Here is a 22,694-nt window from a genome sequence, read left to right on the forward strand (position 1 = left end):
GTAGGGCTCGAAGATCGACTGCCGCCATGAAGGGGAGTGGAGAGCAGGGGTGTACCTGGCTACACCCCGGGTTCGGTGCGGTGCACTACCGACAGCGGGTGCCGCCCCACGGAAGTCTTGAGGACATGACGAGCACTCCATCGCACTCCGCCGCCCGGCCGCACCGGCCGGTGACGCTCCTCGGGCTGGACCAGTTGGTCGGGCCGGCCAAGTCGGTCGGGCTGGTCGGGTCGGCCGAGTCGGTCGGGCTGGTCGGGCCGTGGTCGGTGCAGGGCGCCCCGGCGTCCCGGGGCCGGGCGGCGCTGGAGGTCTACGAACACGGCGAGTTGCTGGACGTCGTGGTCGCGGCCCGGCTCGCGCCGCAGGTGCTGCGCGGCGCCCGGCGGTACCCGGCCCCGGACGCGCGAAGGTCCTACGGGCTGGCCTGGGGCCGGCTGCCGGAGGGCGGCCCGGTGCCCGTCGTGGGGTTCACCGCCGGGCGGCTGCGCCGGGCGGGGCGGCCGGCCAGGGTCGTCGAGATACCCGACGTCGTCACGGTGGCCGGGGAGTTCTGGCTCGCCTGGGCACAGGGCTCGTTCGACGGCGTCCTGGTCGAGCACCCGGCGGGTCGCGAGCGGCAGCCGCTGCGGCGGGTCCGTCGTCACGGTCGGAGCGCACGGTGAGCACCGTCCTGCTGGGCGCCCGGCCGACCCCGCTCGCACGGCCGGCCGCCCCCGCGCTGCCCGCCTGGGCCCCGCGGGTGCCCGCCCTGGCGGCGCTCGCCCTCCTCCCCTGGCTGGCCGTGCTGGCCGTCTGCCACGAGACCGCCTGGGTCGCCCTCGACCTGGGCGAACTGACCGCCCTGCTCTGGCTGGACGCGCTGCTGCGCCGCGGCAGCCCGGCCGCGCTCCGGGCCGCCCGCGTGGTGGCGCTGCTGCTCGCGGGCGACGCCCTGGCCGACATCGGCACCGCCGGACCGGGCCTGCCGCTGCTCGCCGCCCTGGTGATGGCGGGCTGCGTCGAACTGCCGTTGGCCGCCCTCTGCCTGGCGCTCGGCCGACGCGCCGCGAGCGGCCTTCGGGCGGGCCGCCGCTGAGCCGGCCGCCGCTGAGCGGTGCCCGCACCGCGCCGCACCTGACGGCCCGGCACCCGCTGGTGAGGTGGCCCACGGCCCGTTCGCACGACAGTGACGCACGAGTCGCGTCACCACCACAGAAGGCGCGCTCCCGGTCAAAGGATTCGGCCCGCCACCGGTCCCGGAGGCCCGCCGGGGAGTCGGGCCGAAGACGGCCGGCCCGGCAGGTCCGGGCCGGGCCGGGCCCGACGGTCGGGTCGTGCGGGGTGACGGTGGAGCGGGGTGGCACGATCGCGGGATGGCACACATCGGACTGACCACCGTGCTCGTACGGGACTACGACGAGGCGATCTCCTTCTACGTGGACGCCGTCGGCTTCGAGCTGCGGGAGGACTCACCGCGCGAGGGCGGCGGACGCTGGGTGGTGGTGGCGCCGCGCGGGTCGACGGAGACGGGGCTGCTGCTGGCGCGCCCGTCGAAGCCGGAGCAGCTGGCGAGGATCGGGGACCAGACCGGCGGGCGGGTCGGGCTCTTCCTCAACACCGAGGACTTCGAGGACGACCACCGCCGGATGACCGCCGCCGGGGTCCGCTTCCTGGAGGAGCCGCGACACGAACCGTACGCCACGGTGGCGGTGTTCGAGGATCTGTACGGCAACCGCTGGGACCTGCTCCAGCTCCGCTGAGCCGGACCGGCCGGGCCCCCGGAGCCCCCTGGGGAGGAGGTCCGGCGGACCCGGCGGGCTACCGCGCCGTCTCCCGGTCGCCGCCGAGGAGGAAGCCCTCACGGCGGCGGCGACGGCCACCGGGTCCTTCTCGTACCCGAAGTGGTCGAGCTTCGGGAAGCGGACCGGCTCGGCGGTGGTCAGGACCTCGGCGAGCCGGACGGCAGCACGGCCCGCCCCGGTCGTGGTGGCGTCCTTGCCAGCCATCAGCAGGACGGGAGCGGCGAGCCGGGCGTGCTTCGGGTAGTCGTTGTCCAGCCGGGCCGCCTCGACGTACTCGCGGACCGTGCCCCCGAGCAGGGCGTGCTCGCGCAGCCGCTCCGGCTCCTTCATGACGAACCGGAGGATGATCCGCAGCAGCCGGCGCGGCGCCTTGCCGGCGGCCTCCGGGTTGATCCCGGACGAAGGTCAGGAACGCCTCGGCGCCTTGCCCCGCGCCGGCGGCCGCTCGGTCCCGGGGGCCCAGCCCATCGGGACGGAGCCGTCGATGGAGACCCCCGGCTCGCAGAAGGCGATCCGGTCGAAGGCGGATCCGCGCAGGGCGGATTCCAGGGCGCGGAAGGCACCGAAGCTGTGCGCGAAGACCAGGCGCACACCGGTCGCGGCCCGCACCGCCTCGATGTCGGCGCACTCGGCGTCGACGCCACAGCCGTCACCCCGCGGGCCGCCGGCCCCGCGTCCGCGCCGCTCGACGGTGTGCACGGTGAGGTGCCGGGCGAGTTCGGCCGCGACCCCGTCGAGCTCCTCGGCCACGGACAGCGCCCCGGGCACGACGAGCAGCGCGGGGCCGCCCGACCCCACACCGCGGTAGCCGATGACCGTGCCGTCCGCCGAGTGCACCGACCCGACGGTGAATCCGGGTGTCGCGACTCCCGCCGCCATGCTCCTCCCCCTTGCTCGACGGTCCATCGGGCTCGCACGGCCGCGCGGGTGGACCGGCCGCCCGTCGACCGCGATCGAACAGCCGCACAGGGTACGGATGTCGACCATCCCGACGACGAGCCGTCCGACGCCCCCGCCACGAGGGCCGTCAGGCCGCCTCACCCGGGCGGGCCGAGGCCTACAGGGCCACCCTCCCGTACCGGTTCGCCGTCCCCCACCAGGGCGCGGGGAACGGCGAACCGTCCGCCGGCGCTCCGACCGGGTACTCGAACCAGACCACCTTGCCCGCGCCCTGCCGGTGCCAGCCCCAGGTGCTCGCCAAGGCCTCCACCAGCAGCAGGCCACGCCCGCCGGTGGCCTCCTCGTCCGGCTCCGAACGCGTCAGCGACGCACCGGTGTCCGCGACCTCGACCCGCACCGACTCCCCGGACCACCGCACGCCGACCGAGCACCGTCCGCCCGTGTGCTCCACCGCGTTGGCGATCACCTCACCGGCGCACAGCTCGACCTCCCCCAGCGCCTCCTCCGACAGCGGCACGCCCCACTCCCGGAGGAGCGCCAGGACCGACCGCCGCGCCCGCGGCACCGCGGCCGCGTCGGGCGGCACGTCCCACTCACGGGGCACCGGAAATCTCGCACTGCCGAGAGGACTGCTGGTCACCGGTCTGCTCCGTCCGCCACAAGGGCACGCGTCGGGTACGCCCGCCCGGCAGGTCAGGGGGACACGCGCCCGACCACCCGTTGGGCTGACATCAAGTCAACGGGGGTACACAGGAATGGAGAACAGGTGATGCTGGTCCGGGGGTTGAATCGGTTGAACGAAGGAGACGGGGATCGTGATGGCGCAACGACCGCGTACGCCGAACACCGCGTTGGCCGCGCTCATGCAGGAGACCGCCTGGGGCAACGACCAGCTCGCCCGCGCGGTCAACCGGACCGGGAGTGAGGCGGGCCTGCGGCTGACCTACGACAAGTCGTCGGTCTCGCACTGGCTTTCCGGTGTCCAACCGCGTGCCGAGGTCCGCGAGGTCGTGCGGGAGACGTTCGCGCGCCGTCTCGGCCGGCCGGTCACCCCCGAGGAGACCGGCTTCGAGGCCTCTCCCGAGCCCCCCGGCGACCGGCGCGCCCTGGCCGACCTGATGTCGCTCGGCCGCGCCGACATGGACCCGTCCCGCCGGAGCGTGCTCGCGGCCGGGCTGTACTCGGCCGCGCTGAGCCTGCCGGTGTTCGACGACAGCGCCGAGCGGATCAGCCGCACCGCGGCGGGCCCGACCGTGCGCGTCGGACAGGGCGAGGTCGAGACCGTCCGGAACATGACCGACCGGATCGCCGGCATCCTCGACGAGCTCGGGGCCGCGCACGCCCGCCCGATGGCCGCCGCGTTCCTGGTCAACTCGGTCGGCCCGTGGCTCCAGGCGTCCGGCACCGCCGAGGTGAAGGCCGACCTCCTGTCGGCAGCCGCCGATCTCACCTATCTGACCGGGTGGATGGCCATGTACGAGACCGCCCACGGGCTCGGCCAGAAGTACTACGTCGAGGCCCTCAAGCTCGCCCGCGACGCCCAGGACCACGTGACCTACTGCCGGACACTGCGCGGCATGGCGCTCCAGGCCGCCAGCCTCGGCCACGGTCCGAAGGCGCTGGAGCTGGCGGATTCGGCCGCCGAGGCCGCGCCCGTCTCGGGCCCGCGCCTGCGCGCGTTCCTGGCCGGCCAGCAGGCGCACGGCGCGGCCATGGTGAAGGACCGGCGGCAGGCCTTCGCCCGGCTGCGCGAGACGGAGACGGCGCTCGCCCTGGCGGACGGGCGCAACGACTCCGTCGGCGGCTACGACCAGGCCGCCTACCACTTCCACGTCTCCCACGTGCTGTACGAACTCGGCGACCTGCCCGGGGCGATCAAGGAACTGCAGCTCTCCAACCGGGCCAGGCCCGGCAACGAGAAGCAGGGCCGGGCGCACGCCAACGGCCTGCTCGCGCGGCGCCAGATGGAGCTGGGCCATGTGGAGGCCGCCTGCACCACGTGGCACACCTTCCTGGACGACTACGTCACGCTGAGCTCCGTCCGTGGCGACGAACACTTCCGGGCACTCTCCACCACCCTGCCGGGCGGTCCCGACACACCCGTCGTCCGCCAACTCCGGCACCGTGCAAGCGATGTGGCGCTCCGGAAGGCCGCGGCCTGACGGACCCGGCCGGGACGTCGGGGCCCGTCAGGCCACCCGCCCCGACCGACCCGGGAAGTTCGCCGTCCCCCAACCGTGCGTGGAGGACGGCTCCACCGCGTACTCGAACCAGACGACCTTCCCGGTGCCCACCGGGTGCCGGCCCCAGGTGAGCGCCAGCGCCTCCACCAACAGGAGGCCACGGCCGCAGGTGCCCTCCTGCTCCGGCATCGAGCGCGCCAGCGACGCGCCGGCATCCGCGACTTCGACCCGCAGGCGTTCCCCCCACCACTCCACGCGCACCGCACAGCGGCCACCCGCGTGCTCCACCGCGTTCGCGATCACCTCGCCCGCGCACAGCTCCACCTCCCCCAGGGCATCGCCCGACAGCGGCACACCCCACTCCGGGAGGATCGCCACCACCAACCGCCGCGCCGGCGGCACCGCGGCCGGGTCCTGGGGCGGGCCTTCGGAGGTCCCGCCCCACGACCTGGTCGCGCCCGGCCGGGTTCGGGATGGACCCCTCCAAATAATGCTGATCTGATGATCAAACAAGAAGATCTATGCTGAGCGCGTTCACGATCCATCCCCATGTTCTCCCGCTCAAGAGGCAGGTCTGCTTGATGAAGTTGCCCAAGGTGTCCGCCGTCCTTGCCGCGGCTGCGCTCGCTCCCACCGTGCTGTTCCCGTCGATGGCCTCCGCTGCCGAGCAGCCGGCGCCCGCCGGGGTCTCCGGCCCGGACACGGCGTCCGACGCCGCGGGGGACCACGACTCCCAGGAAGCCCTGGACCGCGCCGAGATCCAGCGCATCCTGGCCGACACGTCGACCGGCCGCGGCGTGCGCGAAGCCGCCGAGAAGGCCCTCGCCGGCACCGCCGCCGACCTGCGCCACTTCCTCACCGTCGAACTCGACAAGCAGCGCCAGACCGACGACCGCGTCGAAGCCTTCCGGCTCATCGCCACCGGCGGGCCCGCCGTCAAGAAGGCCGCCGCCGCCGCGCTCAGGGGCACCTACGCGGACCTCGTCACGTTCCTCAAGGAGGGCCAGTTCACGGCCCGCGCCGAGGACGACGACCGCGCCGAGATCGAGCGCATCCTGGCCGACACGTCGACCGGCCGCGGCGTCCGCGAGGCCGCCGAGAAGGCCCTCGCCGGCACCGCCGCCGACCTGCGCCACTTCCTCACCGTCGAACTCGACAAGCAGCGCCAGGACGACGACCGGGTCGAGGTCAGCAAGCTCATCGCCACCGGCGGACGTGCCGTCCGGGAGGCCGGCGGCGCGGCGCTCGACGGCAGCTACGCGGACGTCGTCACGTTCCTCAAGGAGGGCCAGTACAAGGCCCGTGCCGAGGACGACCGGGTCGCGATCCTGGTCGTCATCGCCGACAGTACGGTCGGCCCGCGCGTCTTCGCGGGAGCGCAGAAGGCCCTCGACGGCACGCCCGCCGACCTGCGCCGCTTCCTTGAGGTCGAGCTGCCGTCGCTGCGTGAGAGCGACGACCGGGTGAAGGTCTCCCAGCTCATGGAGACCGGTGGCCCCGCCGTCAAGAAGGCCGCCGGCGCCGTCGCCGACGGCAGCTACGCGGACATCGTGAAGTTCCTCAAGGAGGGCCAGTACACGGCCCGCGCCGAGGACGAGGCCAACGCGGCGGCCGCCGCCAAGCCGACCACGCCGACCCAGCGGCCGGAGCAGGCGCAGAACTCCGGCACCGGGCAGAGCCAGTCGACCGGGCAGACGGCCCAGACCGCCCAGGCGACTCAGACCGTCCAGACCGCCGGCGTCGTGGGCGCCACCACGAACCCGGGCCCGGCCGTCGCGCCCGCGCGGGTCACCACCGCCGGCACGACCACCACCGCCCCGGCCTCCGGCCAGCTCGCCGCCACCGGAGCGGACGAGGGCCTCGGCTGGGAGGCCGGCGGCGCCGCCGCGGCCGTCGCGGCCGGTGCCGCCCTGGTGGCCGTCTCGCGCCGCCGGCACGCCGCCGAGAGCTGATCGCCGTCCGCTCGCCCAGGGTGCCCCGTCCCTCCGGCCGGGGCACTTCTGCGTGCGACGGCCCGGCCGTGGTCGACTACTTGCGGACCCCCGGCATCAACGGCGTCGGCGGATGCGAGCGCAGGAACTCCTCGAACACCGCCGGATCCTCGACGTACCGCTGCACCTCCGGAGACAGCGGGGCGTACTCCCGGACCGTGACGCCTCCCGAGCCGTGGGCAAGGGCTGCCGCCGTGGCGCAGCCCGCCGCCACCAGGACCCCTGCCAGCGCCAGCAGGACCCTCCGTGCCCGCACCTCCGCCATCGCACGACTCCCCCTCTCCACCTGCTGTCGCCCCCCGGATGGTGCACAAGCACGGCCACCGGCCATGAGAGCCGCGATATCGACAGCCGCTCCTGCCGACAGAGTAAGCAGAATCGAAGCCGTCCGGGCCCGAACGCCGGTGTGTCGCAACCGAGTCGGCGGCCTACCCGGCCGCCGCCGCACCACCCAGGTACGGCTCGCCCCTGCCGCCGCGCAGGGCGGCGCGGGCGCGCGTGACGCCGGCCCGGATGCCGACCGCGCCCGTGCCGACCGCGACCGGACGGCGCCCGAGACCGGCGCAGGCACGGCAGACTCCCGGTTCGGGCACCGGGTCATGGCACGTGGCGCACTCGGCGTAGCCGGCTTCCGGGGCGATGTCGGGCGAGCGCTCCGGCGGCAGCTTGCGTTCCAGCCGGCTGCGCAGCACGCCCAGCGGGGAGTGCAGGGGTGTCGGCAGGCCGGGCAGCAGCGCACGGGCGAGGTCGTCGACCGTACTGCCGCGCTCCAACCACCGGGCGACCAGCGGCGCGAGTCGCAGCGCCTCGGCCTCGCCGAGGCGCAGGCGGGGCTCGGGGCGGAGCGCCCGGAAGAGCGTGTCGACCGCCGTCCGCGTCGCCTCGTCGACGGGCCCGGGAGGCTCGACAGGCCCGGGAGGCTCGGGAGGAGGCGGGAGGGTGGGTGGTTTCTCCCGGTCCTTTACCGAAGGGACGACAGCGGCGGCGGCAGCCGGTCGACCGGATCCCGGACGGGTGACATCCGGCCGCGCGTGCGGGCAGTCGTAGACGTGACTCTCGCTGCGGAGCGTGCCGTTGGGCAACCGGACGGTCTCGACCCGGTAGTAGCCGGCGTCGGTCAGTTCCTTCAGGGCCCGCCGGACGGCGCCGCGCCCCTGCGGGCTGGTGTCGGCCATCTGCCGCCCGTCCTCGCGCCGCCCGTCGGGGCGGGAGAGCAGGTCGGCGAGCAGGCCGCGGGCAGTGTAGCTGAGCCGGCGGTCCTGGAGCAGACCGTTGGGCAGCACGGTGAAATGGCGCGCGTGAGCGCTACGATGAATGCGCATCGGGAGGGCTTTCTCCTGTTGCCGGGCCCCGGGGTGTTGGTAGCACCGCCGGGGTCAACTATGTCTCTGTGTGATGTTGTGATTCCGGAACGTAGCACACGCACCGTCCGGTGGGCGACGAGATCAACGGGTGCGCACAGACCGGTCAACTCCGGCCCTACGGCAGGCAGAAGTGGCCCCGGGCCATCCACTTCGATCAAAATCACTGGCCGCCGCCACCCTCTTTGCGTCAGAATGACGATATGAGCAGCGAGTACACGGGGAACCCCCTCGACACCCGCGACCGGGCCGCGCTGGTGGCGGCCGTCGCCTCCGGAGCCCGGCCGAGGTGGCTGATGTTCTGGGGCCACCGGCCGCAGCAGGACGGGTCGGTCGGGCAGGGTGCGCTGAGCCAGTGGTGGCCGTCCGCGTTCACCGTGGACGGCGTCGCCTACCCGACCGCCGAGCACTGGATGATGGCCGGCAAGGCCCGGATGTTCGGGGACGAGGCCATCGTGCCGCGCATCCTCGCCGCCCGGACCCCGGCCGAGGCCAAGAAGCTGGGGCGCCAGGTGCGGGGCTTCGACGAACCCACCTGGGCGGCCGGGCGGTTCGAGCTGGTGGTGACGGGCAACCTCGCCAAGTTCGGGCAGGACGAGGCCCTGCGCGGCTACCTCCTCGGCACCCACCAGCGCGTCCTGGTCGAAGCCAGCCCGGTGGACCGGCTCTGGGGCATCGGACTCGCCGCCGACGACGAGCGGGCGACCCGACCGGCCGACTGGCGCGGCGAGAACCTGCTCGGCTTCGCCCTGATGGAGGCCCGGACCCGGCTGGCGCGGTGAGCGCGATCGCACCCGTCCTGGACGCCACGGTGGTGGTGTCGGCGGGCGCCGCACTCGCCCTCACCCCGAGGGCGCTGCGGCGGGAGGTCCGGCCCGGACCCGGCGGAGCGCCAGGGCCGGAGGCGCTGCTGGCGATCGTCGTGGCGCTGATCCTCCTCAACCAACTGGCCTTCGCCGTCCACGTCCAGCGCGTGCACGGCGGCAGCACCGCGTTCATCGCGCGCTACCTGCCGCCCGGGTGGTTCGCGGTGCCGCACGGCAACCCGTTCGTCGACTGGGTCGCCGCGCACACCCCGGCGCCCGAGCTGCTCGCGCCGTCCGTGCTCCGCGTCCAGGCGTTCCTCGAACTGCCGCTCGTGCTGCTGACGTTCGTCGCACTGCTGCGCCGCCTCGACCGGCAGCTGTACGCGCGGGTGGCCCGCTCGCCGCTGATCCCGCTCGCCGCCGCCTCGTACACCGTCGCGTTCTGCGCGGTGGAATGGGACCTGCGCAACCCGTACACGGTGGACGACCTCGTCATCCGGGCGGTGTCGGCGCTCGTCACACCGCCGCTGATCGGCTGGATCGCGCGGCGGGAGGCGGACACCGCGTCGCGCTCCCCCGGGGCGGTCGTCTTCGCGCTCGACCTCTGGGCCTACGGCCACCTGATGCTGGTCCTCTACGACACCGCGCTGCTCTACAACCTGTCCCGGCTCGACGAACGGCTGCCGGGCGCGATCACCGCGGTCGGTGTGCTCGGCCTGACCCGCCTCCTGCCGCGGTCGCGGCGCGACGCCCCGGCCGGCCCGCGGGTGACCGCGCTCACGGACACCCTCGGCCGGGGCCTCGCGCTGTTCCTCGTGCCCGCCCTCGCCGTCCGGTACGCCGGAAGCTTCGGCACGCCCCGGCTCGCCGCCCTGGCGGGCGCCACCGTGCTGATCGTCGCCGTCGCCCGGCGCGCGACCCGGCTCGCGCTCCCCGCGGCGGCCGGCGCGGTGACCGGATTCCTGGCCGTCCGGTGGTCCACCGACCCGTACTACGAGGCGGCTCTGCTGCGGGCGGCCGTCGTCGCGCTCCTCACCGCCGCCGCCGTCTGCGCGCTCCTGGACCGCAGTCGCAAACATTTCGACGCACTGCCGTAACGCTCTCGCCGTATACCGACGCCAGGATGACCCGCAGTCAGGGTCGAGATGGACAGGGTGCGGCGATCATGCGGATACGGCACACAGAACAACCCATGGATCGGCACGGCGGCGAGAGCGAACAGGACGCGCTCGAACTCCGTGCCGAGCTGGACGAATTACTGCGAGCCCGGCAGTACGCCAACCAGCGCGAACGGCGGCTCACCGAGGCGGTCCGGGCCGTGCCTGACCGGCAGCGGCCGGACGCCGAGCTGCTGCGGCAGCTGGCCCAGGCGCGGACGCTGCGCGAGGGGCTCGGCGCGCGCTGCCTGGAGCTGAGCGAGCAGCTGACGGCGCTGGAGGACCGGCTCCGCCAGCCGGCGCCGCGCAATCCGGTACCCCGGCAGCCGACCGGCGCCCGCTTCGGGGGCGCGTACGAGGAAGCGCACGCCCCGTCGGTGCAACAAGCTCCGCCGCCACCACCCGCCACCGGAGCACGGTTCGGTACCCGGCCGCCCCGACCCGCGGAGACTGCGGACAACGGGGAGACCGGGGAGCCCGCACAGGCCCGCGAACCCGGCCAGGCCCGCCAATCCGGTCAGGCCCGCCGGCCCACCCAGGGCCGCGAACCCCGTCAGACCCGCCAACCCACCCAGCCCCCCGCCGCCGCGGCGGCCCCCGCACCCCCGCCGCCCCAGCCCGCGCCGGAACCACCCCGACGCCGCTCCCCCGCCGAACTGACCGCCCTCGCCGCACGGATCACCTCCCTGCACCGCCAGGGCGCCGCCGAGGAGATCACCACGCTGCTGGGCCAGGCCGCCGCCCTGCTCCTCCCCCTCGACACCGCCCGGCTGGCCGGCCTGCTCGCCCGCGGCGGCCCGCCCGACGCCTCCGTCCAGCTGGCCCGCGGCGCCGCCGCCGGCACCCCGACGCAGGCCGCCAGCACGCTCGCCGAGCTGCGCCAGGCCGGTCTGGCGCAGGAGGCGACCGAACTGTTCCACGCCCTCTGGGCCTACCCGGCCGACGCCCTGCCGGCCCTGCTGGCGGCCCTGGAGCGCGCCGGCCAGCACGCGGACGGCGCCACCCTGCTCTGGGAGTGGGGCTCCGCGCCCACCGCCGAGCTGGCCGCCCTCGCCGCCGGGCTGGAGCGGGCCGGCCGCGCCGAGGACGCCCGGACCCTGCTGCGCCAGGCCGCCGGCCGGCCCACCGCCGACCTGATGGAGCTGGCCACCACCCTGCCCGCGCCGCTGCCGGCCGTCCTGCTGCGCGAACTCGCGGCGCTGCGCCCGCCGGCCGAACTGGTCCGGCTCGCCACCGCGCTCGCCGCGCACCGCAACGACCGCGCGAGCCAGGACGGCCGCGAGAGCCGCGAGTACCGCAAGGTCTACGACGGCCTGCTGACCGCCCTCCTGGAGGACGAGGGCCGCCACCGCACCACCCTCGCCTCACTGCGCAGCGCCGGTCTGCCCACCACCCCGGCCACCGCGCCCCGCTCCCGCTGGGGCCGCCGGTAGGCGCGCGGCCCGGGCACCCGGGACGCCAGGAGCCCCCGCCCGCCGGAAGGCGAACGGGGGCTCCCGAAGGGCACGGACGTCAGCAGCCGATCAGCCGCGCCGCCAGGTACGACTTCACCTGGTCGAGCGAGACGCGCTCCTGCGACATGGTGTCGCGCTCGCGCACGGTCACCGCGTTGTCCTCAAGGGTGTCGAAGTCGACGGTGACGCAGAACGGCGTGCCGATCTCGTCCTGGCGACGGTAGCGCTTGCCGATCGCGCCCGCGTCGTCGAACTCGACGTTCCACGCGGTGCGCAGGTCGGCGGCCAGGCCGCGGGCCTTCGGCGACAGGTCGGCGTTGCGCGACAGCGGCAGCACCGCGACCTTGACCGGGGCCAGGCGCGGGTCGAGCCGCATGCCGACGCGCTTCTCCAGGACGCCCTTGGCGTTCGGCGCCTCGTCCTCGAAGTAGGCGTCGATCAGGAAGGCCAGCATGGCGCGGTTGAGGCCCGCCGCCGGCTCGATGACGTACGGGAAGTACCGCTCGCCGGACTCCTGGTCGAAGTACTTGAGGTCCTGGCCGGAGGCCTCGCTGTGCACCGTCAGGTCGTAGTCGGTGCGGTTGGCGACGCCCTCCAGCTCGGAGAACTCCTGACCGCCGAAGTTGAAGCGGTACTCGATGTCCACCGTGCGCTTGGCGTAGTGGGAGAGCTTCTCCTTCGGGTGCTCGAAGAAGCGCATGTTCTCGGTCCGCAGGCCGAGGTCGACGTACCAGTCCCAGCGCTGCTGGAGCCAGTAGTCGTGCCACTGCTCGTCCTCGCCCGGCTTGACGAAGAACTCCATCTCCATCTGCTCGAACTCGCGGGTGCGGAAGATGAAGTTGCCGGGGGTGATCTCGTTGCGGAAGCTCTTGCCGGTCTGGGCGATGCCGAACGGCGGCTTCTTGCGCGAGGTCGTCTGGACGGCCTTGAAGTTGGTGAAGATGCCCTGGGCCGTCTCCGGGCGCAGGTACGCCAGGCCGCCGGCCTCCTCGGTGACGCCGAGGTGGGTCTTCAGCATGCCCGAGAACTCCCGGGGCTCGGTGAAGGAGCCCTTGGTGCCGCAGTCGGGGCAGTTGATGTCCTTGAGGCCGTTCGCCGGCGGGTAGCCGTGCTTGGCCTCGTACTTCTCCTCCAGGTGGTCGGCCCGGTGGCGCTTGTGGCAGGAGAGGCACTCGGTCAGCGGGTCGTTGAAGGTGGCGACGTGGCCGGAGGCCTCCCAGACCTCGCGGGCCAGGATCACCGAAGAGTCGAGCCCGACGACGTCCTCACGGGCCTGGACCATCGCGCGCCACCACTGGCGCTTGATGTTCTCCTTCAGCTCGACACCCAGCGGCCCGTAGTCCCAGGCGGCACGCGTGCCGCCGTAGATCTCGCTGCAGGGGTAGACGAAGCCACGGCGCTTGCTCAGGCTGACGATCGTGTCGATCTTGTCGGCGGCCACAGTGCTCTCTTCAGTACGACGGCACGGTCAGGGCACGGCTGGTTGCGCGTACCCGAATACCTCAGGTTACCGGCCATATGGGTACGAGGTTCAAATCGGTATCGCCCCGCCCCTCCCACCCATCACCACGCACCGTTCACCCGTCCGAGTGATTTGACAATCATTTCCATCTAACCTGAGAATGGTTGTCATGATGATCCGACGACCTACCCGCACCGCCCTCGCCCTGACCGCGACCGCCCTCTCCGGCACCCTCCTGCTCACCGCCTGCGGCGGCGACAGCGGCGCCGAGGGCACGGACGGCAAGCTGGGCGTCGTCGCCTCGTTCTACCCGATGGAGTTCCTCGCCTCGCAGATCGGCGGCGAGCACGTCAAGGTCACCACCCTGACCCCCGCCGGCACCGAGCCGCACGACCTGGACCTCACCGCCAAGCAGGTCGCGAGCGTCAAGAAGGCCGACGCCCTGCTCTACCTCAAGGGCCTCCAGCCCACCGTGGACAAGGCCGTCGCCGGCTCCGGCGCGAAGCACGTCGTCGACGCGACCGCCGCCAGCCCGCTGGTCGACCACCACCTGGGCGAGGACGGCGAGGGCCACGCCGAGGGTGACGGCCACCAGCACGACGCGGCCCCCGGGGACCCGCACATCTGGCTCGACCCGACCCGCTACGCGGCGGTCGCCAAGAGCGTCGGCGCCGAGTTCGCCAAGGCCGACCCGGCGCACGCGGCCGACTACCAGAAGAACACCGACGAGCTGGTCGGCAAGCTCACCACCCTGGACCAGGAGTTCCGGGACGGCCTGAAGGACGCGAAGACCAAGACCTTCGTCACCAGCCACGCCGCCTTCGGCTACCTCGCCGAGCACTACGGCCTCACCCAGGTCGCCATCAACGGCGTCGACCCGGAGTCCGAGCCCACCCCGGCCCGGCTCGCCGACGTCCAGAAGGCCGCCAAGGACAACGGCGTCACCACGATCTTCTTCGAGACCCTGGTCAGCCCCAAGCTCGCCGAGACGGTCGCCAAGGACCTCGGACTCACCACCGCGGTGCTGGACCCGCTGGAGGGCGTCAAGGACCCGGCCAAGGACACCTACCTCACGGTGATGCAGCAGAACCTCGCCAACCTGCGGGCCGCGCTCGGCACGACCACCGCAGCCACCACCAGCTGACGGGACGGCAGCACGCCATGACCCACCCGATACCCCCGGCCGTCCGCCTGCACGACGCCGTCGCCTCGCGCGGCGGCCGACCGGTGCTGCGCGGCGTCGACCTCACGGTGCAGCCCGGCGAGGTGGTCGCCCTGCTCGGTGCCAACGGCTCCGGCAAGTCCACCACCGTCAAAGCGGTGACCGGCGCCGTCCCGCTGGAGCACGGCGGCCTGGAGCTGTTCGGCATCCCGTTCGCGAAGTTCCGGGCCTGGCACCGGATCGGCTACGTGCCGCAGCGCACCACCGCCGCCTCCGGCGTCCCGGCCACCGTGCGCGAGGTGGTCTCCACCGGGCGGCTGCCGCAGCACCGGCTGCTGCCCTTCCGCCGCCGGGACCGGGACGCGGTGGACCGCGCGCTGACCGCCGTCGGCATGCTGGACCGGGCCGGGGACGGCGTCGCCGACCTCTCCGGCGGCCAGCAGCAGCGGGTGCTGATCGCCCGCGCCCTGGTCGGCACCCCCGACCTGCTGATCATGGACGAGCCGATGGCCGGGGTGGACGCCGCCAGCCAGCAGGTGCTCGCCGACACCCTGCGCGCCGAGGTCGGGCGCGGCGCGGCCGTCCTGCTGGTGCTGCACGAACTCGGGCCGCTGGAGCCGCTGATCGACCGCGCCGTGGTGCTGCGCGACGGCTGCGTCGCGCACGACGGCCCGCCCGTCCCCAACACCGGCCTGCACGCGCTGCCCGGCCACGACCACGTCCACCCGCACGCCGACCACACCCCGCCGAGGCTGCTCGCATGACCGAGATGCTCTCCTACGACTTCATGCAGCGCGCCCTGCTCGCCGCCGTCCTGGTCGGGGTCACCGCGCCCGCCGTCGGGATCTACCTGGTGCAGCGGCGCCAGGCGCTGCTGGGCGACGGCATGGGCCACGTCGCGATGACCGGCGTCGGCCTCGGCTTCATCTTCGACACCAGCCCGGTCTGGATGGCCGTCCTGGTCTGCGTGCTCGGCGCCGTCACCATGGAACTGGTCCGCTCCCGCGGCAACCAGCGCGGCGACATCGCCCTCGCGATGCTGTTCTACGGCGGCATGGCCTGCGGCAAGCTGCTGGTCTCGAAGTCCGCCCAGGCCGGCGCCGGCAGCCTGGAGAGCTACCTCTGGGGATCCATCCTGACCGTGGCCCCCTCCGACCTCGTCACCATCGGCGTCCTCGGCGCCGTGGTGATCGGCGTCACCGTGGGCCTGCGCCGCCAGCTCTTCGCGATCTGCCAGGACGAGGACTTCGCCCGCGTCACCGGCCTGCCGGTGCGCTTCCTCAACCTGCTGCTCGCGGTGATGGCCGCGATCACCGTCACGGTCGCCATGCGGGTGGTCGGGCTGCTGCTGGTCAGCGCGCTGATGGTGGTCCCGGTGGTGGCCGCCCAGCAGCTCACCCGCTCCTTCGCCGCCACCCAGGCCGCCTCGATCGGCCTCGGCGTGCTGGTCTCGCTGGCCGGCGTCACCGGCTCCTACCAGCTCGACGTCCCCTCAGGCCCGGCCATCGTGCTGCTCGCCATCGCGGTGTTCGCGGTCTTCAGCGTGATCGCCGCACCGCTGGCCCGCCGCCGGCACCGGACGGCGACGGCCGATCCCGCCCCGGCGGTCTGCGACGTCCAACTGCCCGGGCAGAGCCCGTCCGACGCGACCACTCCGGACCGGAGTGCGGGGCTGGCACAATGAGGTGCGAGACGCCCACACCCCCAGGAGGACCCACGGTGACCACCGCAGGCCCGTCGCCGCGCGCCCGCTCGACCCGGCAGCGAGCCGCCGTCTCGGCGGCCCTGGACGAGATCGAGGACTTCCGCAGCGCGCAGGAGCTCCACGACATGCTCAAGCACCGAGGCGACTCGGTGGGTCTGACCACGGTCTACCGCACCCTGCAGTCGCTCGCCGACGCGGGCGAGGTGGACGTGCTGCGCACCGCCGACGGCGAGGCCGTCTACCGCCGTTGCAGCAGCGGGCACCACCACCACCTGGTCTGCCGGCACTGCGGCGCCACCGTCGAGGTGGAGGGGCCGGCCGTCGAACGCTGGGCCAACTCGGTCGCCGCCGAGCACGGGTTCAGCGACATCGCGCACACCCTGGAGATCTTCGGGACCTGTGCGGAGTGCGCCAAGAAGGCCTGACCCGATCGTGCCGAAGGGCCCGTGGGAAACCTCCCACGGGCCCTTCGGCACGATCCGGCACGATCCGGCACGGCCAGGACGACCGGGCACGGCCGGCGCGCGGTCAGCCCGCGCGGCGCCGCTCAGCGCTGCGCGGGCACCTCCGCGGCGGCCTCGCCGGGGGCGACCTCGTTGGGGATCGCCCCGCCGAAGCGGCGGTCGCGCCTGGCGTACTGCTCGCAGGCCCGCCAGAGGTCCCGGCGGTCGAAGTCCGGCCAGAGCACGTCCTGGAACACGAACTCGGCGTACGCCGACTGCCAGAGCAGGAAGTTGGACGTCCGCTGCTCGCCGCTCGGGCGCAGGAAGAGGTCCACGTCCGGCATGTCCGGGTGGTAGAGGTACTTGGCGATGGTCTTCTCGTTGACCTTCTTCGGGTCGAGCCGGCCCGCCGCGACGTCGGCCGCGAGGGCCGCCGCGGCGTCCGCGATCTCCGCCCGGCCGCCGTAGTTGACGCACATGTAGAGCGTGACGGCGTCGTTCTCCCTGGTCTGCTCCTCGGCGACCTTCAGCTCCTGGACGACGCTCTTCCACAGCTTGGGCATCCGGCCGGCCCAGCGGACCCGCACGCCCATCGCGTCCATCTCGTCGCGCCGGCGGTGGATGACGTCCCGGTTGAAGTTCATCAGGAACTTCACCTCGTCGGGCGAGCGCTTCCAGTTCTCGGTGGAGAACGCGTACAGCGAGATGTTCTTCACACCGAGCTCGATCGCGCCCTTGAGCACGTCCAGCACCACGGTCTCGCCGACCTTGTGGCCCTCGGTGCGCGGCAGTCCGCGCTCCTTGGCCCAGCGCCCGTTCCCGTCCATCACGATCGCGACGTGGTTGGGGACCAGCTCGCCGGGGATCTTCGGGGGCTGTGCGCCGCTGGGGTGCGGGGTCGGGGGGAGGTACTCCCTTTGCTTGCCACCGCCGAAGAGCCGTCGCGCTGCCATGTGCTCACTTCTCCACGTATCTCATCGAGCGGATGCCCCGCTCCAGGTGCCACTGCAGATAGGCCGCGACCAGGCCGCTGCCCTCCCGCCAGTACCTCGGCTCGCAGGTGTCGGCCGTCTGCCAGTCCCCTGACAGCAGCGCCCCGAGCAGTACCAGTGTCTCAGGGGAGGGTACGGCACAACCGGGGACTCGGCAGTCTCCGCAGAGCACACCGCCCGCCTGGAGGGAGAAGAACCGGTTCGGGCCGTCCAGGCCGCACTTGGCGCAGTCGGTGAAGCTCGCGCCGTAGCCGTTGACGGCCAGCGAGCGGAGCAGGAAGGCGTCCATCACCAGGTGCGACTCGTGCGACCCGGCCGCCAGCGTCCGCAGGCCCCCGACCAGCAGCAGGTACTGCTGGACGGCCGGCTCGCCCTCGTTCTCGGCGAACCGCTCCGCCGTCTCCAGCATGGCCGTCCCCGCGGTGTAGCGGCCGTAGTCGGTGACGATCGAGCCGCCGTACGGGGCGATCGTCTCCACCTGGGTGCAGAGCGGCAACCCGCGCCCCACCAGCTCACTCCCCCGGCTGAAGAACTGCACGTCCACGTGCGAGAACGGCTCCAGCCGGGCGCCGAACTTGGACTTGGTCTTGCGCACCCCGCGGGCCACCGCGCGCACCTTGCCGTGCTGGCGGGTGAGCAGAGTGATGATCCGGTCGGCCTCGCCGAGCTTCTGCGCCCGGAGCACCACGCCGTCGTCCCGGAACAGGCTCATGCGGCGGCCTCGCGGCCGGCGTCGAACAGTGTGGACATCCCACCATTGTCCCCTACCGGCGGCCCGGGCCGGGCAGCCGTGTGGCCCGCACCGGGGCCGTGGGGGAGGCCCGATCGGTGCGGGTCACGGCGGGCCCCGGGTGGGGGCGTCTCCCGGCCGGGGGGCCGGGAGACGGGTCGGGCCCGTTCGTGGGGGTTCCGGGGGGACGGGGCCGGGGGCGCGGGGTGCCGGCCCGGGTCGCGCCGGGTCGAGGTGGCGCCGCGTCCACGTGGCGCCGGGTCCCGGTGGTGTCAGGCCCCGGTGGTGTCAGGTCCTCGTGGTGTCAGGAGCCGGTGCTGTCAGGTGCCGGTGGTGTCGGGCCCGGTCACGAAGACCCGGCGACAGAAGGACGGCGGCGAGGATCCGGTGCGAGGATCCGGTGCGCGGGCCCGGCGACGAGGCCCCGGCACCGAGCGCTTAGTACGAAGCGCGGGTGGCCGCCTCCAGCAGCGCCCCGACCCTCGCCTGCGGCAGGTCCAGGCAGCGCCCCACGACGGCCAGCGCCTCGCGCTCCTGGGGCAGGTACCGCCCGTCGGCCAGGGCGATCGCCGCGCCCTGGAGCAGCAGCCGCTCCCGGCCGTGGTGGGCCAGGTGCGGGGCGAGCGGTTCGAGCACCGCGTGCAGTTCCACCGCCAGGGCGCCGGCCTCCCCCAGCCCGTGACCGGAGGGCGACTCCAGGTCGTGGGCGTCGTGGAGTTCGCCGCCGAGCCCGGAGAGCGCGGCCAGCGCGGCCAGTACCTGGGCCTCGCCGCAGTCGTCGAAGCCGGCCTCCCGGACGGCCGCGCAGGCCGCCTCACGGGCCGCCCGGTGCGCCGTTCCGCCGGCCGCCAGCAGGGCCAGGGCCACCGTGTACTGCGCGTCGCGCAGCATCCCGCCCAGGCGGACGCAGGTGGGCTGGTCGAGACTCTCCACCCCGTAGCGACCGTGGCAGGTGGTGCACTGCGCACTGCGGACGACCGGGCCGAGCGGCAGTACCGCCGCTCCCAGCAGCCGCAGCCACCGCCGGCCGTGCTGCCGGCGGTAGTTGCGGTCCCCGCCGCAGCCTGGACAGAAGAAGTCACCGAGAACGTCAGTCCGCCATCGCGGGCGAACACCCCACAACCCTGTCACGGCGCCACTCCCCAGACATGGCAGGCGGCCTGCTCAACAATGGGCAGGTCACGCGACCGGACCCCGAGGCCGTCCCACCGACCCGGATTTCCGGTGGGTCGATGTTGCCATGGTTACCGGCACGTGTCAGTACCTCGAACGGCTTCCGACCCGAAAAAATGTGGCGCAGGCCACAACGGCCCGGCCGGGGCCGCCCGTGACGACGGCGGGCCGCCCCGTGGGACGGCCCGCCGACTACCACTCGTACGAACTACCCGCGCTGCGCCCGGTTGACGGCGCTGATCATCGCCTTCAGCGAGGCCAGCACGGTGTTGCCGTCGATGCCCACGCCCCACAGCACCTTGCCGTCCACGGCGCACTCGACGTACGCGGCGGCCTGGGCGTCGCCGCCCTCGCTCAGCGCGTGCTCGGCGTAGTCCAGCACCCGGACGTCCACCCCGATCCGGGCCAGCGCGTCGGCGAAGGCGGAGACCGGGCCGTTGCCGGTACCGGCCAGAGTGACGGGCGCGCCCTCGACCAGGGCCTGGGCGGTCAGCGCGTCCCGGCCGTCCTCGGTGGTCAGGCTGCGCGAGCCGCTCAGCGAGATCCGGCCCCACGGGTTGTCGGTGGTCGGCAGGTACTCGTCCTGGAAGACCGCCCAGATCGCCGCCGGGGTGACCTCGCCGCCCTCGGCGTCGGTCTTCGCCTGGATGATCCGGGAGAACTCGATCTGCATCCGGCGCGGCAGGTCCAGCTTGTGGTCGTTCTTCAGGACGTACGCGACGCCGCCCTTGCCGGACTGGCTGTTGACCCGGATGACCGCCTCGTACGTGCGGCCGACGTCCTTCGGGTCGATCGGCAGGTACGGGACGCCCCAGGTGTGCTCCTCCACCGGCACGCCGGCCGCCGCGGCGTCGGCCTCCAGGGTGTCGAAGCCCTTCTTGATCGCGTCCTGGTGCGAGCCGGAGAAGGAGGTGTACACCAGGTCACCGGCGTACGGGTGGCGCGGGTGCACCTCCATCTGGTTGCAGTACTCGGCGGTGCGGCGCACCTCGTCGATGTCGGAGAAGTCGATCTGCGGGTCGATCCCCTGCGAGAACAGGTTCATGCCCAGGGTCACCAGGTCGACGTTGCCGGTCCGCTCGCCCTGGCCGAACAGGCAGCCCTCGATGCGGTCGGCGCCGGCCATGTAGGCCAGCTCGGCGGAGGCGACGGCGGTGCCGCGGTCGTTGTGCGGGTGCACCGACAGACAGACGTACTCGCGACGGGACAGGTGGCGCGACATCCACTCGAACTGGTCGGCCTGGACGTTCGGGGTGGCCCGCTCGATGGTGGCCGGCAGGTTCAGGATGATCTCGCGGCCCTCGCCCGGCTGCCAGACGTCCATCACCGCCTCGCAGACCTCCAGCGCGAAGTCCAGCTCGGTGTCGACGAAGATCTCCGGCGAGTACTGGTAGCCGAAGACGGTGTCGTCGCCCAGCAGCTTCTCCGCGTACTCCATCACCAGCCGGGTGCCGTCGGTGGCGATCGCCTTGGTGGCCGCCCGGTCGTTGCGGAACACCACCCGGCGGAACAGCGGCGCGGTCGCGTTGTACAGGTGGACGGTCGCCCGCGGCGCGCCGACCAGCGACTCGACGGTCTTCTCGATCAGCTCCTCGCGCGCCTGGGTCAGCACCGAGATGGTGACGTCCTCGGGGATCGCCCCCTCCTCGATCAGCGACCGTACGAAGGCGTGGTCGGTCGCGCCGGAGGAGGGGAAGCCGACCTCGATCTCCTTGTAGCCCATGCCGACCAGCAGGTCGAACATCTTGCGCTTGCGGGCCGGGGACATCGGGTCGATCAGCGCCTGGTTGCCGTCCCGCAGGTCGGTGGAGAGCCAGCGCGGCGCCTTGGTGATCACCTTCGACGGCCAGCTGCGGTCCGGCAGGTCGACGGTGCCGAACGGCAGGTAGCGGCCGTGCCGCATGCCCGCGCCCCGCTGGCGCACGGTCGTGGCGGTGATCGGCGTGGGGCGGTCGACGAACGCGCGACCGGCGGGGATGGACGCGGCGGAGTTCTGCTCGGTCATGGAGATGACTCTCGGCTTCCTGTGATGCGGGGCTTGTCGGGGTGAGGTTGACACCCGACCGGCCGGCCTACTGCCGCGCACGACCCCTCGGTGGGCCGCGGAATCGCTACGCGCACAGCACAGTCCCCGCGGCGAGGGAGCCGGCCCTGGTGGACTACAGGCCCTCGACGCGGCAGCTAAGAAGAAGCAGCCAGTTGCGCATGATGTCGTCCAGCGTAACCGAGGACCGCGCGCCCCCGAAGTGAGCCGGGCGGACATTCCACCCCTTGAGACGGCGGACGATCCGGTCCGCGCCGGTGACAACAGGTCATGCGTGCGTCACTCTTGGCCACATGACCGCCGAACCGCCGCTCTGCGCGATCGTTCCGCCGTACGTCCTGGACCGCCTCGCCGAGGACGGTCACGAGCCCGCCGCCCGCTCCCTCGCCCTGGACGCCGTGCACCGCACGGCCCGCCTCACCGCCGTCCCGGCGCAATCCGGCTCCACCCGCCTGGAGCGGGTGGTCTGCGACGCCGGACACACCCAGCGGCTGCCCGGCCGCACCGTCCGCCGGGAGGACCAGGGGCCCGTCCCCGACCAGTCCGTCAACCACGCCTACGACGGCCTCGGCGCCACCTTCGCGCTGTTCGCGGACGCCTACGGCCGCCGCTCGATCGACGACCAGGGCCTGCGCCTGGACGCCACCGTGCACTACGGCCGGAGCTACGACAACGCCTTCTGGGACGGCCACCGGATGGTCTTCGGGGACGGCGACGGCGAGGTGTTCGGCGACTTCACCGCCTGCGTCGACGTGATCGGCCACGAACTCACCCACGGCGTCACCCAGTTCACCGCCGGCCTGGAGTACCAGGGCCAGCCCGGCGCGCTCAACGAGTCCGTCTCCGACGTCTTCGGCTCGCTCGTCAAGCAGTACGCGCTGCGCCAGGACGCCGGCGACGCGGACTGGCTGATCGGCGCCGGGCTGCTCGCCCCGGGCGTGCAGGGGGTGGCGCTGCGCTCGATGAAGGCGCCCGGCACCGCGTACGACGACCCCCGGCTCGGCAAGGACCCGCAGCCGGCGCACCTGCGCGACTACGTGCACACCGCCCAGGACAACGGCGGCGTGCACATCAACTCCGGCATCCCGAACCACGCCTTCTACCTGCTCGCCACCGCACTCGGCGGCCCGGCCTGGGAGCGGGCCGGGCGGATCTGGTACGACGCGCTGACCGGCCGGCGGCTGGCCGCCGACGCCGACTTCACCGCCTTCGCCCGGGCGACCGTCGCGGCCGCCGGGGCCCGCTACCCGGAGCAGGCGGTGGCCGACACCGTGACGGCGGCCTGGGCCACGGTGGGCGTCAGCACGGCCTGAACGACCCGGCCGCCGGTCGAGCCCGACTTGAGCGGTC

Annotated in this window: 23 protein-coding genes; 13 read left to right on the forward strand and 10 right to left on the reverse strand. The window is 73.5% G+C overall.

The genetic code is table 11. The annotated features are described in order from the left end of the window. Positions 1–125 precede the first annotated feature (125 nt). The 3 genes from ACIQTO_RS18735 to ACIQTO_RS18745 all read left to right on the forward strand — a co-directional run bounded on the left by ACIQTO_RS18735 (position 126) and on the right by ACIQTO_RS18745 (position 1,739). On the forward strand, positions 126–662 hold the full coding sequence (locus tag ACIQTO_RS18735) for a hypothetical protein (RefSeq protein WP_402388872.1): 537 nt from the start codon (positions 126–128) through the stop codon (positions 660–662). Further along, entirely contained in the window at positions 659–1,075 is a 417-nt protein-coding gene (locus tag ACIQTO_RS18740) for a hypothetical protein (RefSeq protein WP_402388874.1), read from the forward strand. The genes ACIQTO_RS18735 and ACIQTO_RS18740 overlap by 4 nt, the downstream gene beginning before the upstream one ends. A 277-nt stretch (positions 1,076–1,352) precedes the next feature. Continuing rightward, positions 1,353–1,739, forward strand: coding sequence for a VOC family protein (locus ACIQTO_RS18745; protein ID WP_402388877.1), 387 nt, complete (start codon positions 1,353–1,355; stop codon positions 1,737–1,739). Between the two features lie 447 nt (positions 1,740–2,186). On the opposite strand, the gene ACIQTO_RS18750 is transcribed toward ACIQTO_RS18745, so the two are convergent. Both ACIQTO_RS18750 and ACIQTO_RS18755 read right to left on the reverse strand, forming a co-directional pair. After that, positions 2,187–2,660, reverse strand: coding sequence for an alpha/beta fold hydrolase (locus tag ACIQTO_RS18750; protein WP_402388880.1), 474 nt, complete (start codon positions 2,658–2,660; stop codon positions 2,187–2,189). 178 nt (positions 2,661–2,838) lie between these two features. Beyond that, a complete protein-coding gene (locus ACIQTO_RS18755) occupies positions 2,839–3,321 on the reverse strand; it encodes an ATP-binding protein (protein WP_402388882.1) in 483 nt (160 codons plus the stop codon). A gap of 178 nt (positions 3,322–3,499) precedes the next feature. On the opposite strand from ACIQTO_RS18755, the gene ACIQTO_RS18760 reads away from it, so the two are divergent. Continuing rightward, positions 3,500–4,843: a hypothetical protein gene (locus ACIQTO_RS18760; RefSeq protein WP_402388885.1), complete on the forward strand. Its 1,344-nt coding sequence runs from the start codon at positions 3,500–3,502 to the stop codon at positions 4,841–4,843. 27 nt (positions 4,844–4,870) lie between these two features. Here ACIQTO_RS18760 and ACIQTO_RS18765 read toward each other — a convergent pair whose 3' ends face one another. Further along, entirely contained in the window at positions 4,871–5,377 is a 507-nt protein-coding gene (locus tag ACIQTO_RS18765) for an ATP-binding protein (protein ID WP_402388888.1), read from the reverse strand. Positions 5,378–5,445: 68 nt separating this feature from the next. On the opposite strand from ACIQTO_RS18765, the gene ACIQTO_RS18770 reads away from it, so the two are divergent. Then, entirely contained in the window at positions 5,446–6,816 is a 1,371-nt protein-coding gene (locus ACIQTO_RS18770) for an ALF repeat-containing protein (protein WP_402388891.1), read from the forward strand. A gap of 76 nt (positions 6,817–6,892) precedes the next feature. On the opposite strand, the gene ACIQTO_RS18775 is transcribed toward ACIQTO_RS18770, so the two are convergent. Both ACIQTO_RS18775 and ACIQTO_RS18780 read right to left on the reverse strand, forming a co-directional pair. Then, positions 6,893–7,111 (reverse strand): hypothetical protein, encoded by a 219-nt coding sequence (locus tag ACIQTO_RS18775; RefSeq protein WP_402388894.1) that lies wholly within the window; start codon positions 7,109–7,111, stop codon positions 6,893–6,895. Between the two features lie 172 nt (positions 7,112–7,283). Continuing rightward, on the reverse strand, positions 7,284–8,177 hold the full coding sequence (locus ACIQTO_RS18780; protein ID WP_402388896.1) for a hypothetical protein: 894 nt from the start codon (positions 8,175–8,177) through the stop codon (positions 7,284–7,286). Positions 8,178–8,419: 242 nt separating this feature from the next. Here ACIQTO_RS18780 and ACIQTO_RS18785 point away from each other — a divergent pair, with 242 nt between their 5' ends. The 3 genes from ACIQTO_RS18785 (at position 8,420) to ACIQTO_RS18795 (ending at position 11,612) form a co-directional block, all read left to right on the forward strand. Then, positions 8,420–8,998: an NADAR family protein gene (locus tag ACIQTO_RS18785; RefSeq protein WP_402388899.1), complete on the forward strand. Its 579-nt coding sequence runs from the start codon at positions 8,420–8,422 to the stop codon at positions 8,996–8,998. Further along, the gene (locus ACIQTO_RS18790) at positions 8,995–10,119 is read left to right on the forward strand and encodes a hypothetical protein (protein ID WP_402388901.1); all 1,125 of its coding nucleotides are present in this window, start codon (positions 8,995–8,997) and stop codon (positions 10,117–10,119) included. Before ACIQTO_RS18785 ends, ACIQTO_RS18790 begins: the two co-directional genes overlap by 4 nt. Positions 10,120–10,214: 95 nt before the next feature. Then, positions 10,215–11,612, forward strand: coding sequence for a hypothetical protein (locus ACIQTO_RS18795; protein WP_402388904.1), 1,398 nt, complete (start codon positions 10,215–10,217; stop codon positions 11,610–11,612). 79 nt (positions 11,613–11,691) lie between these two features. On the opposite strand, the gene ACIQTO_RS18800 is transcribed toward ACIQTO_RS18795, so the two are convergent. Continuing rightward, the gene (locus ACIQTO_RS18800; protein WP_329487560.1) at positions 11,692–13,074 is read right to left on the reverse strand and encodes a glycine--tRNA ligase; all 1,383 of its coding nucleotides are present in this window, start codon (positions 13,072–13,074) and stop codon (positions 11,692–11,694) included. Positions 13,075–13,264: 190 nt separating this feature from the next. Here ACIQTO_RS18800 and ACIQTO_RS18805 point away from each other — a divergent pair, with 190 nt between their 5' ends. The 4 genes from ACIQTO_RS18805 to ACIQTO_RS18820 are packed head-to-tail and all read left to right on the forward strand — an operon-like array spanning position 13,265 to position 16,387. Next, positions 13,265–14,239 (forward strand): metal ABC transporter substrate-binding protein, encoded by a 975-nt coding sequence (locus ACIQTO_RS18805; protein WP_402388906.1) that lies wholly within the window; start codon positions 13,265–13,267, stop codon positions 14,237–14,239. A gap of 17 nt (positions 14,240–14,256) precedes the next feature. Beyond that, complete coding sequence (locus tag ACIQTO_RS18810) at positions 14,257–15,021, forward strand: metal ABC transporter ATP-binding protein (protein WP_402388909.1); 765 nt, start codon at positions 14,257–14,259, stop codon at positions 15,019–15,021. Continuing rightward, positions 15,018–15,941, forward strand: a complete 924-nt coding sequence (locus ACIQTO_RS18815; protein WP_402388911.1) for a metal ABC transporter permease — start codon at positions 15,018–15,020, stop codon at positions 15,939–15,941. Before ACIQTO_RS18810 ends, ACIQTO_RS18815 begins: the two co-directional genes overlap by 4 nt. Positions 15,942–15,976: 35 nt before the next feature. Next, a complete protein-coding gene (locus tag ACIQTO_RS18820; RefSeq protein ID WP_329487566.1) occupies positions 15,977–16,387 on the forward strand; it encodes a Fur family transcriptional regulator in 411 nt (136 codons plus the stop codon). Between the two features lie 122 nt (positions 16,388–16,509). On the opposite strand, the gene ACIQTO_RS18825 is transcribed toward ACIQTO_RS18820, so the two are convergent. The 4 genes from ACIQTO_RS18825 to leuA all read right to left on the reverse strand — a co-directional run bounded on the left by ACIQTO_RS18825 (position 16,510) and on the right by leuA (position 21,305). Beyond that, on the reverse strand, positions 16,510–17,358 hold the full coding sequence (locus ACIQTO_RS18825; RefSeq protein ID WP_402388914.1) for an isoprenyl transferase: 849 nt from the start codon (positions 17,356–17,358) through the stop codon (positions 16,510–16,512). Positions 17,359–17,362: 4 nt separating this feature from the next. Beyond that, the gene (gene recO, locus ACIQTO_RS18830) at positions 17,363–18,109 is read right to left on the reverse strand and encodes a DNA repair protein RecO (protein ID WP_402388917.1); all 747 of its coding nucleotides are present in this window, start codon (positions 18,107–18,109) and stop codon (positions 17,363–17,365) included. Between the two features lie 456 nt (positions 18,110–18,565). Next, a complete protein-coding gene (locus tag ACIQTO_RS18835) occupies positions 18,566–19,258 on the reverse strand; it encodes a TerB family tellurite resistance protein (protein WP_402388919.1) in 693 nt (230 codons plus the stop codon). A 250-nt stretch (positions 19,259–19,508) separates the two neighbouring features. Further along, positions 19,509–21,305: a 2-isopropylmalate synthase gene (gene leuA, locus ACIQTO_RS18840; RefSeq protein ID WP_402388922.1), complete on the reverse strand. Its 1,797-nt coding sequence runs from the start codon at positions 21,303–21,305 to the stop codon at positions 19,509–19,511. A 332-nt stretch (positions 21,306–21,637) separates the two neighbouring features. Between leuA and ACIQTO_RS18845 the strand changes: the two genes are divergently transcribed. Continuing rightward, positions 21,638–22,657, forward strand: a complete 1,020-nt coding sequence (locus tag ACIQTO_RS18845; protein ID WP_402388924.1) for a M4 family metallopeptidase — start codon at positions 21,638–21,640, stop codon at positions 22,655–22,657. Positions 22,658–22,694 lie beyond the last annotated feature (37 nt).

It is taken from the genome of Kitasatospora sp. NPDC091207, assembly GCF_044768625.1.
In the GTDB taxonomy this organism is placed as follows: Bacteria; Actinomycetota; Actinomycetes; order Streptomycetales; family Streptomycetaceae; genus Kitasatospora.